Below are 15,032 nucleotides of genomic sequence, written 5' to 3' on the forward strand. Positions count from 1 at the left end.
CCCGGTCGGAGAGCCGGGCCCTCCGGCGCCATCCGCTCCCGCGCGAGGCCGGCGATCCCCGGGCTCGCGCCGCGGGCGCCGGCTCACGGAAGCCGGAAGGCGATGACCGAATCGCCCGGCGTGGTGCCGAGCGAGCCGTGCCCGCCCGCCGCGATCACCACGTATTGCCGGCCGTCCTTCCCGCGATAGGTCATCGGCGTGGCCTGACCGCCGGCCGGCAGCGTCATGGACCACAGGACCGCCCCGGTCTGCATGTCGTAGCCGCGGATACGGTCGTCGAGCGTGGCGGCCGTGAACGCGACGCCGCCGGCCGTGGCCAGGGTGCCGCCATGAGCCAGCATACCCATGGCGGACGGGATCGGGACCGCGACCCCGCCGATCTTCTGCCCGGCGACGGTGCCGTTGCGGTGCCTCCAGGCGGTTGTGCCGTCCGCGAGGTTCACGCCGACCCGCACGCCCCAGGGCGGCGCGTTGCACGGGACGCCGAGGGCCGAGCGCATGTGCGCGATGGACACCGCGTAGGGGCCGCCGAGATTCTCGTTGCCCGGGGCGGAATCCGGATCGGTGGTGATGAGGCGCCGGTCGGGCTCGTTCGCCGGGCGCGGGAGCAGGCGGTAGAGGTAGGGCAGGTATTGCGGCGTCGCGATCATCCAGTGATGCACCGGATCGACGGCCACCGAGCCCCAGTTGAACACCCCGATATTGCCGGGCCAGATGATCGCGCCGCCTGACGCCTGCGGCGGCGTGAACGGGTTGCCGTCGTAGCGGTTCGACCGGAAGGCGAGACGGCACTGGATCTGGTCGAAGGGCGTGACGCCCCACATGTCGGCCTCCCTCAGCGGCGCCGGCGTGAAGCGGAGCGACGAGACCGGCTGGACCGGAGACGGCGCCTCTCCCGGGATGTCGGTCCGGGTCGAGACCGAGACCTCGGAGACCGGCCGGATCGGAGCGCCGGTGCGGCGGTCGAGGACCCAGACATTGCCGACCTTGGTGGGGATCAGGATCGCCGGCACCGTCCCGTCGCCCTGCGGCAGGGTCAGGAGGACCGGCTGGGACGGATTATCGCGATCCCACAGGTCGTGATACGTGGTCCGGAAGGCCCAGCGCAGCCTGCCGGTCTCCAAGTCGAGAGCCGCCAGGGCGTCGACGAGGGCCTCGTCCGCCTTCGACCGGGAAACGCCGACCTGATCGGGCGCCCGGTTGCCGAACGGCACGTAGACGAGCCCCAGAGCCTCGTCGGCCGAAAACTGCGTCCAGGCCACCGCCGAGTTGGGCTCGTAGAGCGCACCGGGCTGCAGCGGTTCGGTCGCGTCGGGCTTGCCGGCGTCGAACTTCCAGACGATCGCGCCGGTGCGCACGTCGAAGGCGCGGATCACGCCCGACGGATTCTCCGCGTAGTAATTGTCGGCGATCGCGCTCCCGAGGACGACCAGGTTCCGGGTCACCAGCGGCGCCGAGGTCTGCTGATAGGCGGCACGCCGGAGGTTCGGCATCTGCGCCGTCAGATCGACGAACCCGTCCGCCCCGAAGGTCCGGCACGGGAGTCCGGTATCGGCATTCAGCGCGTAGAGCCGCGCATCGACCGAGGCGGCGATGATCCGGCGCGGGCATTCGGCGACCGCCGCCGCGACGGCGCCCGCCGTCGCCGGATCCGCCTCCGCCGGCGGCGCGTAGCCGGTCGAGTCGTTGTAGGACACGCCGCGACAGGTCTGGTGCTGGTACTGGCCGTCCCGCGCCATCTGCGGGTCGAAGGCCCAGACCAGCCGGCCGGTCTCGGGTTCCAGGGCCTGCACGATGTTGTGGGGCGTGCAGAGATAGAGCAGCCCGTTCACCTTGATCGGCGTGGCCTCGAAGGTGAATTCCTTCGAATCCGTCCGGCCGTCGCCGCGCAGGTCGCCCGTATGGTGCTCCCAGGCCACCGTGAGGCCCTGGACATTGCCCACGGTGATGTCCTCGAGGGCCGAGTAGCGCTGACCGAGATTGGTGCCGCCATAGGCGACCCAGTCGTCGGCCGGATAGGGGACGCCGCTCGGATCGACGGCGGCCCTCGCCTCCGCGACCTTCGGCAGGATGCCGCGCGTCTCGACCGGATCGACGAACCAGGAAGCGGTGCTCGCGGCCGCGATGAGCAGGACGACGGCCCGGAGGGCGAGCGGGCCGTTTCCGAGGCTCGGCGCCCAGGCCCGTTCGGGCGCGTCCCGCAGGCGATGCACCACGACGGGCAGGCAGAGGACCAGGCCGAGGGCGAAGATCAGGGTGCCGCGCGGGATCCATTGCCATTTGTCGAGCCCGACCTCGACGATCGTCCAGATGAAGGACGCCGCCAGAATCAGGGCATAGATCCAGAGGCCGCTCTGGCGGCGCCGGGCCAGCTGGATGCCGGAGGCCAGCAAACCGACCCCCAGGACGAGGTAGAACGACGATCCCCCCGCGAAGGCCAGCTTCGCCCCGAAGAATGCCAGGGCCAGGCCAAGCAGCGCGAGCGATAATGCGAGGGTTCCGAGTGCCACGGCGATCAACCTGATCCTTGAGCCAGCCGGACATGACGGCGCCGGGGGGCGACCCCGCGGCGGAGCACCGTCTGTCCGACGGCTTATGCCGGTTGTGGCTGTCCCAAGGCTGGACATGTCCCAAGGCTGGACAGGCCCGCCTGCAGGGGGGCCTGACGCCCGGCAGGCAGCAGCGGCAGGCAGCAGAGGCAGGCTACGGCGGCCGGATCGCCCTGGACCGCGTGCCGCCGTTCACGCCCCCGCCTTGTCCTCCGGACGCAGGACGACCCTGTCACCGTCGCGCAATGAGGCCGGCGGCCCCACGACGACGCGCTCGCCGCCGTTCAGGCCGTCGCGCAACTCCAGCAGCGTGCGCGTCTGGCGGAAGATCGTGACCGGGCGCATCCGCACCACGCCGGTCCCGTCCCCGGCCGGCTCGATCATCGCCACGCGGGTCCCGTGCTGGTCGAAGATCAGGGCCTCGTTCGGCACCGTCACGGCGGGCGAGGACCGGGGGATCTCCAAAGTGACGGTGATGTAGAGCCCGGCTCGCAACGTGCCGTCCGGATTGGGGAGGTCGACCTGGGTCGCCAGCGTCCGCGCGGTGGAGAGCAGGGTCGTCGACGAGCGCGAGACCTTGCCGGGGAAGACCCTGCCGGGGATCTGCGCCACCTCGACCCTGGCGTCGAGTCCGTCGCGGACGTCGTCGGCGGCGTAGAGCGGCACGTTCACCGCCATGCGCAGCACGTCGTCCCGCGCCAGGGTCAGGAGCGGCGTGCCCGTGTTCGTGTCCGCCGTCACCGCGTCGCCGACATCGTTGTTGCGGGTGGTCACCACCCCGTCGAAGGGCGCGCGGATCTCCTCGAAGCCGGTCAGGACCTTGAGCCGGGCGACCTGCGCCTCCTGCGCGGCGATGTTGGCCTCGGCCACCTTCACGGCCGCCTTGGCGGCGTCGACATTGGCGGTCTGCGCCAGCACCCCGGCCTGGGAGGTGTCGGCGTTCTGCCGGGTCTCGACCCCGGTGCCGGCGAGCGTCGCGGTCCGCCGGTTGGTCACGTCGGCGAGGTGACGGTTGGCCTCGGCCTGGTCGACCATCGCCCGTGCCTGAATCAGCGCTGCCTGGAGCTGAAGCGCCTGCGACTGCGCCTGGACCAGCTGCTGGTCGAGGTCGGGCGCGCTGATCCGGAACAGCAGGTCGCCCTTCTTCACGTGCGTGCCGATATCGACCTTGCGCTCGACGATGTAGCCGGTCGCCCGTGGATAGAGGCCGGCGGTATCGAAGGCTTGGGTGGTGCCCGTCTGGGTCAGGCTGAAGGTGTCGGAGGCCCGGGCGGCCCGGGCGACCCGCACAGCCGGTGGCTTTGCCGCGGCAGCCGGTTCCGAGCTCGCCGCCCGGGACTGTTCCGGCCAGTGGCGGTAGCCGAGGAGACCCGCGCCCGCCAGCGCGAGCAGGGCGATCCACAGGCGGCCGTGGGACGCGGCGCGGCCGGCCTCGCCCGCGGCTGAACTGTCCCGATCCGCCATCCTCGCCCTCGGGTCGCGCCCCGTGCACCGCTCGGGCGCTCGTCCCCCAATCGGGACGCGTCTGATCGTGCATTCAAGATATAGATCGCGCGCAGGCTCCGGGCGAGATGCCGCACTGCACGATGGTGCCCTGTTGCGGATCCTCCCGGCCGGCGTCCGGTTACCCTGCGACAGAGCAGGGACCGAGTGCGATGTCCGAGATTTCCAGGCGTGCCGTCATCGCCGTCGGCGGCGCGATGATGGCGTCCTCCGCTGCGGCGCAATCCGCCGGGCCGGCCGCGCCCCTCCCCGAGCGCCGGGGCAAGGGCGCCGATATCCTGGGGCCGCAGAATAAGCCCCGGGCGGCCGAGGAGCCCTTCACCCTGGCGCCGCCCGGCACCGACCACGGCACGATGCCGAACCTGAAATGGTCGTTCAGCGACAGCCACATGCGACTGGAGGAGGGAGGCTGGGCGCGCCAGACCACGATCCGCGAGCTGCCGGTCTCGAAGGCCATGGCGGGGGTCAACATGCGGCTCAAGGCCGGCGCGGTCCGCGAGATGCACTGGCACAAGGAGGCCGAGTGGGCCTACATGATCAAGGGCAAGGCCCGGATCACCGCGGTCGACCAAGACGGCTGCACCTTCGCGGACGATGTCGGCGCGGGCGATCTCTGGTACTTCCCGGGCGGCATCCCGCACTCGATCCAAGGGCTCGCCTCCGACGGGATCGACGGCTGCGAGTTCCTGCTCGTGTTCGACGACGGCGGCTTCTCGGAGGATTCCACCTTCCTGCTGACCGACTGGCTGGCGCACACGCCCAAGGACGTGCTCGCGAAGAATTTCGGCCTGCCCGAGAGCGCCTTCGCCCGGATCCCCGAGAAGGAACTCTACATCTTCCCCGGGCCGAAGCCCGGCCCGCTCACGGCCGACCGGATGGGCGGCTCGGGCCCGGTGCCGAAGTCGTTCAGCCACCGGATGCTGGCGCAGGAGCCGATCCGCACCCGGGGCGGCAGCGTGCGCATCACCGATTCCACGGTGTTCCCGGCCTCCGTGACGATCGCCGCAGCGCTGGTCGAGGTCGAGCCCGGGGGCCTGCGCGAGCTGCACTGGCACCCGAATGGCGACGAATGGCAGTACTACCTCTCGGGCAAGGGCCGGATGACCGTGTTCGGCTCGGAATCGAAGGCCCGAACCTTCGACTACCAGGCCGGCGATGTGGGATACGTGCCCTTCGCCATGGGCCATTACATCGAGAATACCGGCGACACGACACTGACCTTCTTGGAGATCTTCAAGAGCCCGCGCTATGCCGATATCTCCCTGACCCAGTGGCTGGCTCTGACCCCGCATCCCCTGGTCCAGGCGCATACCGGGCTGGATCCCAAGCTGGTCGAGACCCTTCCGGAGACGAAATCCCCGGTCGTGCCGGGTTGACGCGGCCCGGAACCCGGACCGATCCTGGCGCGTCGAGTTCGAAAGACCACGCGATACATCGCGATACGTTGCACGGAGGGACCCATGCGCCCCGCATCCCGCGCGCTCCTCGCCCTGGCGCTCGCCCTCCCGGTCGGCGCCGCCCAGGCCCAGGTGCAGCAGAACGACCCGAACGCCGCCAACGCCTCGTTCGCCCTGCAGGGTCAGATCCGGGCGCTCAACCAGCAGCGGGTCTCGGACTTCAATACGCTGAACCAGACGATCCAGCGCAACGTCCAATTCGAGTCCTTCGGACCCGTCCTGCCCTATCGCGGCATCCGGGGGGGAGTCCATGGAGGCCGTCATCTCGGTCGCCACGGGGGTGGGCGGCGCGGTGGCGTCAACACGGGCGTCTGCATCGGCTGCTGAGCGGCCGGGATATCCGCGCAGAGCGGGGACAGCCCGAAAAAAACCTTTGCCCACCGGCAGGCTTCGCCCACAAGCTCGGTCCATGGTGGCGTGCGCATGAACATTCTCCTGATCGGCTCCGGCGGCCGTGAACACGCCCTGGCGTGGCGGCTGGCCCAGAGCCCCCTCTGCACGCGCCTGTTCACGGCGCCCGGCAATCCCGGCACGGCCCGCCATGGGACGAACCGGCCGGACCTGGCCGTCACGGACCACGCGGCGGTGGCGGCCTTCTGCACGGCGGAATCGATCGGCCTCGTGGTGGTCGGGCCGGAAGCTCCCCTGGTCGCCGGGCTGGTGGACGACCTGAAGGCTGCCGGGATCCGTGTCTTCGGGCCGACCCGCGACGCCGCCCGGCTCGAGGGCTCGAAGGGGTTCACCAAGGACCTGTGCGCTGCCTGCGGCATCCCCACCGCCGCCTTCGCGCGCTTTACCGAACTGGAGCCGGCGCTGGCTTATGTCCGGCAGCAGGGGGCCCCGATCGTCGTGAAGGCGGATGGCCTCGCCGCCGGCAAGGGCGTCACCGTGGCCGAGACCCTCGACCAGGCCGAGGACGCGCTGACCGCCCTGTTCGCCGAGCCCGGCGCCGAGGTGGTGGTCGAGGAGTGCCTGTTCGGCGAGGAGGCGAGCTTCTTCGCCCTGTGCGACGGCACGCGGGCCATCTCCCTCGGCACCGCCCAGGACCACAAGCGGGTCTTCGACGGCGACCGCGGTCCCAACACCGGCGGCATGGGCGCCTATTCCCCCGCCCGGGTGGTCACTCCGGAGATCGAGGCCCGGGTGATGGCCGAGATCATCGCCCCGACGCTCGCCGGCATGCGGGCGCGGGGCTGCCCGTTCACCGGCATCCTCTATGCCGGCCTGATGCTCACCGCCGACGGCCCCAAGCTGATCGAGTACAACACCCGTTTCGGCGATCCCGAGGCGCAGGTGCTGATGCCGCGCCTCGCCTCCGACCTCGTGCCGGCCCTGCTCTCGGCCTGCGAGGGCGACCTCTCCGGCGTAAGCCTGGAATTCGACGCCCAGCGGGCCGCCCTCACCGTGGTGATGGCGGCGGCGGGCTATCCGGGTGCCGTGGTCCGGGGATCGGTGATCCGCGGCGTCGATGGGGCCGAGGGCGACGGGGTTCACGTCTTTCAGGCCGGCACCCGGGCCGAGGGCGGGCAGCTCCTGGCCGATGGCGGCCGGGTCCTGGCGGTCACGGCCTTGGGCGACAGCGTCACGGACGCTCAAGGTCGCGCCTACGCGGCGGTGGCCCGGATCGACTGGCCGGAGGGTTTCTGCCGGCGCGACATCGGGTTCCGGGCGGTGGCACGGGAGGCCGGAGAGGGCTGAGCGGCAGGGTCCGCGGGCGCACGAGCCCGGGGCCCTCCCTCTTTTCCGGGCACACCGCAGGCGCGCCCCGCATCGGCCGGCAGATCCGCGCCTGCACCGTCGAGGGGGCTGGTGAGCGGGTTCCGCCACGACGGGGTTGTTCCGATACAGCCGACCGCGCCTTATTCTCCAACCGCCGCGCCGGCGGGCCTCCGGTTGTCGTTGGCGCCGTAGAGCAGTCCCGGCCGCATCCCCTGCGTGCGCGAAGCGTCGTTGCCCGAGGACGTCGCCTCGGGGAGCGCAGGCGCCGCGGCGCGTACCGCGATCAGCTCCTGCGCCCCCCAGGGCTTCTGCTCGACGAGCGTGTGGCCCATGCTCCGCAGGATCGCTTGCGTGTCCGCCGAGAGCGCGAAGGGCTCGGCGTAGACCGTGTCGGGCAGCCACTGGTGGTGGATGCGCGGGGCGTCCACGGCCTCCTGCGGCGCCATGCCGAAATCCAGCATGTTGATCAGCGTCTGCGCGGTGATCGTGATGATCCGCGAGCCCCCCGGCGAGCCCGCCACCAGCGCGACCTTGCCGTCCCGCAGCACGATCGTGGGCGCCATGGAGGAGAGCGGGCGCTTGCCGGGCTCGATCGCGTTCTTCGTCCCCTGCACGAGGCCGAACAGGTTCGGCACCCCGGTCTTGACGGTGAAGTCGTCCATCTCGTCGTTGAGGAAGAACCCCGTATCGGCGGCGATCACCCCGGCGCCGAAATAGCCGTTGATCGTGTAGGTCAGCGCGGCCGCGTTGCCGGCCTTGTCCATCACCGAGATGTGGGTGGTCTCGGCCCGCTCCCGCGTCTCCAGGCCGGGATCCGGGCGGATCTCGGCGGACGGGGTCGCCCGGTCCGGGCGGATCGAGGCCCGGAGCGTCTCCGCATAGGCCGGCGACAGGAGCCGGTCGACCGGGTTCGCCACGAAGGCCGGATCGCCGAGCAGCAGGTTGCGGTCGGCATAGGCGCGCCGCATGGCCTCGACCATCAGGTGCACGCTTCGCGCGGAGTTGAACCCCGCCGCCCGCAGGTCGTAGCCGTCGAGGATGCCGAGGATCTCGCAGAGCGTGGTGCCGCCCGACGAGGGCGGCGGCGCCGACAGGACGGTGGCGCCCCGGTAGCGGCAGGTCAGCGGCTCGGATTGCGTTACCGTGTAGGCGGCGAAGTCGGCCGCCGTCAGCAGGCCGCCGCCCGCCCTGGAGGCCGCCTCGACGGCCTCGGGGATCGCACCCTTGTAGAACGCGTCCGAGCCGTGATCGGCGATGGCCTGGAGGGTCCGGGCCAGGTCGGCCTGGACCAGCCGGTCCCCGGGGCGCCAGGGGCTGCCGTCCGGGCGCAGGAAGATCCGGGCGACGTTGGCCTGGGCTGCGAACAGCGTGGTGCCGGATTCGAGGATGTCGGTGTCGCCCCGGGTCAGCACGAACCCGTCCCGGGCGAGCGCGATCGCCGGCGCCATCACCCGGGCCAGCGGCAGGGTGCCGTATTCGGCCAGCGCGGTGTTGAGGCCGAGCACGGTCCCGGGCACGCCGGCCGCCTTCCAGCCGCGCAGGCTCGCGCCCTTCACCACGGTGCCGGTCGCGTCGAGGTACATATCCCGGGTCGCGGCGGCCGGGGCGGTCTCGCGGAAATTGACGAAGCGGCTGCGCCCGTCGGCGGCGTGCAGCACCAGGAAGCCGCCGCCGCCGAGATTGCCGCAGCAGGGGTTCACCACCGCCTCGGCATAGGCCACCGCCACCGCGGCATCCACGGCGTTGCCGCCGGCCCGGAGGATGTCGGCGCCCACCTGCGAGGCGAGGCGCTGCGACGAGACCACCATCCCGTTCTCGGCCTCCACGGCCGGCCCCGAGGCGGCCCGCGCGGCGGGGCCGCCCAGGGCGAGCAGGGCGGCCAGGAGCAGCGCGCGTGCCGGTGCGATCATCCCTGCCCTCTCCGGTGCGGGTCCCGCGCCGCCATATAGGGGACTGCAGGCCAGAGTCGCGGCCTCCACCCTCCCCCTCATCCCGAGGCGCCGGAGCGAAGCGGAGGCCTCGAAGGAGCCTTCCAGAGGACGCTGCGATCCCTGGAGCCCTCCTTCGAGGCCCGCTGCGCGGTCACCTCAGGATGAGGCGATGGATGGGAGGCGCGTTCGCCCCGGCTCAGCCGTTGCGGAACGTGTAGCTGTAGCCGTTCAGGGCCGGGGCGCCGCCGAGATGGGCGTAGAGCACCTTCGAGCCCTTCGGGAAGAAGCCCTTCTTTACGAGGTCGATCATGCCCTGCATCGACTTCCCCTCGTAGACCGGGTCGGTGATCATCCCCTCGAGCCGGGCCGAGAGCCGGATCGCTTCCACGGTCTCCTGCGAGGGCACGCCGTAGACCGGGTAGGCGTAGTCCTCGTTGAGCACCACGTCGTCGGCGACGATGTCGCCCGCGCCGACCAGGGCGGCGGTGTTCTGCGCGATGTCGAGGACCTGGGCCTTGGTCTGGGCCGGGGTGCAGGAGGCGTCGATGCCGATGACGTTGCGGGCGCGCCCGTCGGCGGAGAAGCCCACCAGCATGCCGGCATGGGTCGAGCCCGTGACCGTGCAGACCACCACGTAGTCGAAGCGCAGGCCCATCTCGGCCTCCTGCTTGCGCACCTCCTCGGCGAAGCCGACATAGCCGAGCCCGCCGTATTTGTGCACCGAGGCACCGGCCGGGATCGCGTAGGGCTTGCCGCCTTCGGCCTCGACCTCGGCGAGCGCCCGCTTCCAGCTGTCGCGGATGCCGATGTCGAATCCGTCATCCACGAGCTGCGTCTGCGCGCCCATGATCCGCGACAGGAGAATGTTGCCGACCCGGTCGTAGACGGCGTCCTCGTGGGGCACCCAGGCCTCCTGGATCAGCCGGCACTTCATGCCGATCTTGGCGGCGACCGCCGCGACCATGCGGGTGTGGTTCGACTGCACGCCGCCGATCGACACCAGCGTGTCGGCGCCGCTCTTGATCGCGTCCGGGACGATGTATTCGAGCTTGCGCAGCTTGTTGCCGCCATAGGCGAGGCCGGAATTGCAATCCTCGCGCTTGGCGAAGATCTCAACCTCGCCGCCGAGATGAGCCGTCAGGCGCTTGAGCGGCTCGATCGGCGTCGGGCCGAAGGTCAGGGGATAGCGCTCGAACTGTGCCAGCATCGGGTCTCTCCAGATCTCGGGACGCGCCCGGGGGCAGGAGCGGTCTCCGTCCGGCCCGGATGCATCGAGGCGAGGCCCCGAGAACGGCCGGGCCGTGAGGTCCCGGCTCCGTCTTCGAGGCGCAGGGAAAACTACCCGATTTGCAATGAAAGGTGCTCTCGATCTTTGGGCGTCGAAGGCCGGTCTCTTGCGTTGCCAAGCCAAACTCACGCAGGAAAGTCCGGTTTTCCAGTCGAACATGAAAGAATCGTCCATGTCCGAAGGGCTCGACCGGATCGACCAGAAGATCTTGCGCCTGCTCCAGGCGGACGGTCGGATGGCCAATGCCGAGATCGCCGAGCGGGTCGGCACCAGCGCGGCCACCTGCCACCGCCGGATCCAGCGCCTGTTCGCGGACGGGTTCGTGCGGGCGGTCCGGGCGCTGATCGATCCGATGCGGGTCGGACGCGGTACCCTGGTCTTCGTCGGCGTCGTGCTCGACCGCTCGACCCCCGAGAGCTTTTCCGAATTCGAGGCTGCCGTGCGGGCGATTCCCGTGCTCCTCGACTGCCATCTCGTGGCCGGCGACTTCGACTACATGCTGAAGATCCGGGTCTCCGACATGGCCGACTTCAACCGCCTCCACAGCGCCACGCTGATCGGCCTGCCGGGGGTGCGCCAGACCCGGACCTTCTTCGTGATGAAGGAGGTGATCGACAACGCGCCCCTCGACCTGTGACGCTGTCTTCGCTGCGCTCGCGATGACGTCGGACGCCTCTACGCCTCCCCGCGCCGTTGCTTGCGCAGAGCCTCCCACCGGTCGAGGCGCTCGGCGAGGCGGGTCTCGTAGCCGCGCTCGGTGGGCTCGTAGAGGTGCTGGCGCCCCAGCGCGTCGGGCCAGAAATCCTGTCCCGAGAAGGCATCGGGCTCGTCGTGGTCGTAGCGGTAGCCCTCGCCGTAGCCGATCCGCTTCATCAGCTTGGTCGGCGCGTTGAGGATGGTCCGCGGCGGCGGCAGGGAGCCCGCCTCCTTGGCGAGCCGGGTCGCGGCCTTGTAGGCGGTGTAGACCGCGTTCGATTTCGGCGCGCAGGCGAGGTAGATCGCCGCCTGGGCGAGCGCCAGCTCCCCCTCCGGACTGCCGAGGAAGTCGAAGGCGTCCTTGGCGGCGTTGGCCACCACCAGGGCCTGCGGGTCGGCGAGCCCGATATCCTCCACCGCCATGCGCACCAGCCGGCGGGCGATGAACAGCCGGTCCTCCCCGGCATCGAGCATCCGGCAGAGATAATAGAGCGCCGCGTCCGGATCCGAGCCGCGCACGGTCTTATGCAGGGCCGAGATCAGGTTGTAGTGGCCCTCCTGCGCCTTGTCGTAGATCGGCGCCCGCCGCTGCACGATGGCCTGCAGGGCCTCCGCGTCGAGAGTCTCCCCCGGTTGCGCCGAGCGCCACACCTCCTCCGCCAGGGTCAGGGCCGCCCGCCCGTCGCCGTCGGCCATGCGGACCAGCACGCCGCGCGCCTCCTCGGTGAGCGGCAGGGCTCGGCCCGTCAGCGCCTCGGCCCGCACCAGCAGCCGCGCGATGGCGCCCGGATCGAGGGCCCGGAACAGCAGCACCCGGGCCCGGGACAGGAGCGCGGCGTTCAGCTCGAACGAGGGGTTCTCCGTCGTCGCCCCCACCAGCGTGACGGTGCCGTCCTCCATGACCGGCAGGAAGGCGTCGAGCTGCGCCCGGTTGAAGCGGTGGATCTCGTCGACGAACAGCAGGGTCGCCTGTCCGGTCGCCCGGCGCTTGCGCGCGGCCTCGAACACCTTGCGCAGGTCGGGCACGCCCGAGAAGATCGCCGAGATCTGCTCGAAATGCAGGTCCGTGCCCTGCGCCAGCAGCCGCGCCACGGTGGTCTTGCCGGTGCCGGGCGGTCCCCAGAAGATCAGCGAGCCGAGGCTGCGCCCGCGCAGCAGGCGCGTGAGCGCCCCGCCCTCCCCGGTCAGGTGCTCCTGGCCGACGACCTCGGCAAGGCTCTGCGGCCGCAGGCGGTCTGCGAGGGGGCGGCCCGCCTCGGTGCCGGAGGCGCGGCCGGAATCCGGCGCGGAGGGCGGCTCCGCGGAAGCGAACAGGTCGGACATCTGCGCATCAACACCGGGCGCGACCGGCGGCGCAAGCGGCGCGCCCGACCTTGCCCACGCTTGCCCACGGTCGCGAGCCGGTGCCGGGCTCGCCCGGGATCAGCCGCCGAACACCGAGGTCAGGACCTCGCCGTTGCGGTTGATCGCCACTTCCCAGGAATTGAGGCTGTTGCGGGTGACCCGGTCGAGATCCTTGGTGGTCGCCATCGGCACGCCGTTGACCGCTACGATCACGTCCCCCTTCTGCAGCCCCACCCGGGCGGCGATGGAGTTCTCGTCCACGGCCTGCACGGCCACACCGTCGGCGGGGAAATCGACCTGCATCTCCTCGGCCACCGCGGGCGAGGTGTTCACGAGCGTCGCGCCCAGGAACGGCGAGCGGGTCTTCACCTTGAGCATGTCCCGCGGCCGCGTCTCCGGCGCCGGAGCGAGCTTGACCGCCACCGTCTGGCGGGTCGTGCCGCGCAGGATCCCGAACCGGGCGTTGCCCTGGATGCCCTTGAGGGCGAAGCGGTAGCCGAAGGCCTCCGGGTCGGCGACTTCCTGGCCGTCGACGGTGAGGATCAGGTCGCCGCGCTTCAGGCCCGCCTCCTCGGCGGGGCTCTTGGCCTGCAGGCTCGCCACCAGCACGCCGGTCGGGTGGTCGAGGCCCATGCTGTCGGCGATGTCGGGGGTCACGCTCTGGATGCGCGCGCCGAGCCAGGGCCGGCGCACGATGCCCGCGCCGTCGCGGGCGGCATCGACCACGGCCTTGACCATGCCCACGGGAATCGCGAAGCCGATGCCGTGGCTTCCGCCCGACTGCGAGTAGATCGCGGTGTTGATGCCCACGAGCTGGCCGCGCAGATCGACCAGCGCCCCGCCCGAATTGCCCGGGTTGATCGCCGCGTCGGTCTGAATGAAATACTGGTAGTCCGCCGAGCCGACCTGCGTGCGCGCCAGCGCCGAGACGATGCCCTGCGTCACCGTCTGGCCGACGCCGAACGGGTTGCCGATCGCCATCACGAAGTCGCCGACCTCGAGGGCGTCGGCGTCGCCGAACGGCATCGGCACGAGGCCCTTCGGCGGTTCCTTGATCTTGAGCACCGCGAGATCGGTGCGGGTGTCGCGCATCACGATCGTGGCCTCGAACTCGCGCCGGTCCGCCAGAGCGATCCGAACCTCGTTCATGTTGTCGATGACGTGGTTGTTGGTGATCACGAGCCCGTCGGCATCGACCAGCACCCCCGAGCCCAGGGACCGTTGCGCCCGGTCGCCCCGGGGTCCGCGGCCGCCCTCCGGCTCGCCGAAGAAGCGGCGCATGAACTCCTCCATGGCGCTGGTGCGCGCGCTGGAGCGCTTGTCCACGTGGGACGCGTAGACGTTCACCACCGAGGGCGCGGCCCGCTTCACCACGGGGGCGAAGGAGAGCTGCACGTCGGCCTTGCTGAGGGGAACGACCTTCGCCGTGCCGTCTTTCGCAGGCTCCCGGGTCTCCGTACGCGCCATCTGCGCCGCGGCCGGGCTGGCGGCCAGCAGGGCTACGACGAGGGCGGGCAGGGTGAGGCGGGTCAGCATGCAGGTCTCCGGCGTCGGGGCGGGCGCGCCGTCCAGGCCGAGAGAAGGCAGGCGCACCTTGTGGCCCTACGCTATCGAGGCCGATTGCGGCAGGGCGACGACACCTTCACGGCAAGCGGTGCGTCGTCAGACGGCCTCCTTGCTACGGGTCCGCCGCTTCCCGATGGGTTGCGGCGCGGGCTCAGGCTCGGGGGCCGGCGCCGTCGTCGCCGCGCGCGGCTGCCCCAGTCCCAGGGAGCGGGCGAGCTGCGAGCGTTGCTCGGAATAGCTCTGCGCGGTCATCGGGTAGTCGGGGGCGAGGCCCCACTTGGCGCGGTAGGCCTCCGGAGTCAGGCCGCGCAGGGTGAGATGGCGGCGCAGCGTCTTGTAGGGCTTCCCATCCTCGAAGGAGATCAGGAAATCCGAGGTGATCGAGCGCCGGATTTCCTGCGGGGTCGCCTTGGTGGCCGGGGTGGGGGCGCCGGCATCGCAGATCCCTCGGATCGCCGCATGCACCTCGTCGAGGAGGCCGGGCAGATCCGCGCTCTGCACGTGATTGTGGCTCACATAGGCCGAGACGATCTCAGAGGCGAGAGTGACGAAGCGGAGGGAACCGTCGGTCGACTGAGCCATGTCTCGTGCGTTGCCTTCTCGTGATGACGAAGCTCGCCAGAACGCAAGCACTGCGTCGCGATTCGGGCGCCTGATACAATCGCATTCCGAAGATGGGTCAAGTCTTAAATTCAGGATCGGGGTATAAGGGTCCAAACAACGCAAGAAGAGTGATTTTGATCGCTCAACCTCAAGGAGTAATGCCTGCCAGGGCGTCGCTTGTGCGCAATCGATATTGCCACTTTGTCCTTCCGAGTCGGATATGGCCGTCTTCTACAGCCGGAGGGATGCGGCGGCGCGGGCTATAGAGCTTTCAAGCCCGCGGTTACCCGTCGATTGTGCGCTCAGGATGCATTTCCAGCCGCTATCGCGAGCGGGCGAAAGCAACTCCAGCGAGCCCTCTCGGGTGACGGGCGCA

At 70.6% G+C, this 15,032-nt stretch carries 11 protein-coding genes; 4 read left to right on the forward strand and 7 right to left on the reverse strand.

Translation table 11 applies throughout. The annotated features are described in order from the left end of the window. Positions 1 to 83: 83 nt before the first annotated feature. Together PQI07_RS24045 and PQI07_RS24050 are read right to left on the reverse strand one after the other, a co-directional pair. Positions 84 to 2,510 carry a membrane-bound PQQ-dependent dehydrogenase, glucose/quinate/shikimate family gene (locus PQI07_RS24045; RefSeq protein WP_274927558.1) on the reverse strand — a complete coding sequence of 809 codons (2,427 nt, stop codon included), beginning with the start codon at positions 2,508 to 2,510 and terminating at the stop codon, positions 84 to 86. 231 nt (positions 2,511 to 2,741) lie between these two features. Continuing rightward, positions 2,742 to 4,013, reverse strand: coding sequence for an efflux RND transporter periplasmic adaptor subunit (locus tag PQI07_RS24050; RefSeq protein ID WP_274927559.1), 1,272 nt, complete (start codon positions 4,011 to 4,013; stop codon positions 2,742 to 2,744). A 191-nt stretch (positions 4,014 to 4,204) separates the two neighbouring features. On the opposite strand from PQI07_RS24050, the gene PQI07_RS24055 reads away from it, so the two are divergent. From PQI07_RS24055 to purD, 3 genes are all read left to right on the forward strand, one after another. Next, entirely contained in the window at positions 4,205 to 5,428 is a 1,224-nt protein-coding gene (locus tag PQI07_RS24055; RefSeq protein ID WP_274927560.1) for an oxalate decarboxylase family bicupin, read from the forward strand. A gap of 84 nt (positions 5,429 to 5,512) precedes the next feature. Beyond that, on the forward strand, positions 5,513 to 5,836 hold the full coding sequence (locus tag PQI07_RS24060) for a hypothetical protein (RefSeq protein ID WP_182593228.1): 324 nt from the start codon (positions 5,513 to 5,515) through the stop codon (positions 5,834 to 5,836). Positions 5,837 to 5,932: 96 nt separating this feature from the next. Beyond that, complete coding sequence (purD, locus tag PQI07_RS24065) at positions 5,933 to 7,207, forward strand: phosphoribosylamine--glycine ligase (RefSeq protein ID WP_182593227.1); 1,275 nt, start codon at positions 5,933 to 5,935, stop codon at positions 7,205 to 7,207. Positions 7,208 to 7,368: 161 nt separating this feature from the next. Here the strand turns inward: purD and ggt are convergent, their stop codons facing one another. Both ggt and PQI07_RS24075 read right to left on the reverse strand, forming a co-directional pair. Continuing rightward, positions 7,369 to 9,138, reverse strand: a complete 1,770-nt coding sequence (gene ggt / locus PQI07_RS24070) for a gamma-glutamyltransferase (protein WP_075380021.1) — start codon at positions 9,136 to 9,138, stop codon at positions 7,369 to 7,371. Between the two features lie 217 nt (positions 9,139 to 9,355). Continuing rightward, entirely contained in the window at positions 9,356 to 10,366 is a 1,011-nt protein-coding gene (locus PQI07_RS24075) for a 1-aminocyclopropane-1-carboxylate deaminase (protein WP_043385983.1), read from the reverse strand. A gap of 253 nt (positions 10,367 to 10,619) precedes the next feature. Between PQI07_RS24075 and PQI07_RS24080 the strand changes: the two genes are divergently transcribed. Then, positions 10,620 to 11,084 (forward strand): Lrp/AsnC family transcriptional regulator, encoded by a 465-nt coding sequence (locus tag PQI07_RS24080; protein WP_043385985.1) that lies wholly within the window; start codon positions 10,620 to 10,622, stop codon positions 11,082 to 11,084. Between the two features lie 38 nt (positions 11,085 to 11,122). Here the strand turns inward: PQI07_RS24080 and PQI07_RS24085 are convergent, their stop codons facing one another. From PQI07_RS24085 to PQI07_RS24095, 3 genes are all read right to left on the reverse strand, one after another. Continuing rightward, positions 11,123 to 12,466 carry a replication-associated recombination protein A gene (locus PQI07_RS24085; RefSeq protein ID WP_274927561.1) on the reverse strand — a complete coding sequence of 448 codons (1,344 nt, stop codon included), beginning with the start codon at positions 12,464 to 12,466 and terminating at the stop codon, positions 11,123 to 11,125. A gap of 99 nt (positions 12,467 to 12,565) precedes the next feature. Beyond that, positions 12,566 to 14,023: a Do family serine endopeptidase gene (locus PQI07_RS24090; protein ID WP_274927562.1), complete on the reverse strand. Its 1,458-nt coding sequence runs from the start codon at positions 14,021 to 14,023 to the stop codon at positions 12,566 to 12,568. A gap of 126 nt (positions 14,024 to 14,149) precedes the next feature. Then, entirely contained in the window at positions 14,150 to 14,635 is a 486-nt protein-coding gene (locus tag PQI07_RS24095) for a Ros/MucR family transcriptional regulator (RefSeq protein ID WP_274927563.1), read from the reverse strand. Positions 14,636 to 15,032: the final 397 nt, after the last annotated feature.

Source organism: Methylobacterium sp. 092160098-2 (assembly GCF_028920805.1).
In the GTDB taxonomy this organism is placed as follows: Bacteria; Pseudomonadota; Alphaproteobacteria; order Rhizobiales; family Beijerinckiaceae; genus Methylobacterium; species Methylobacterium fujisawaense.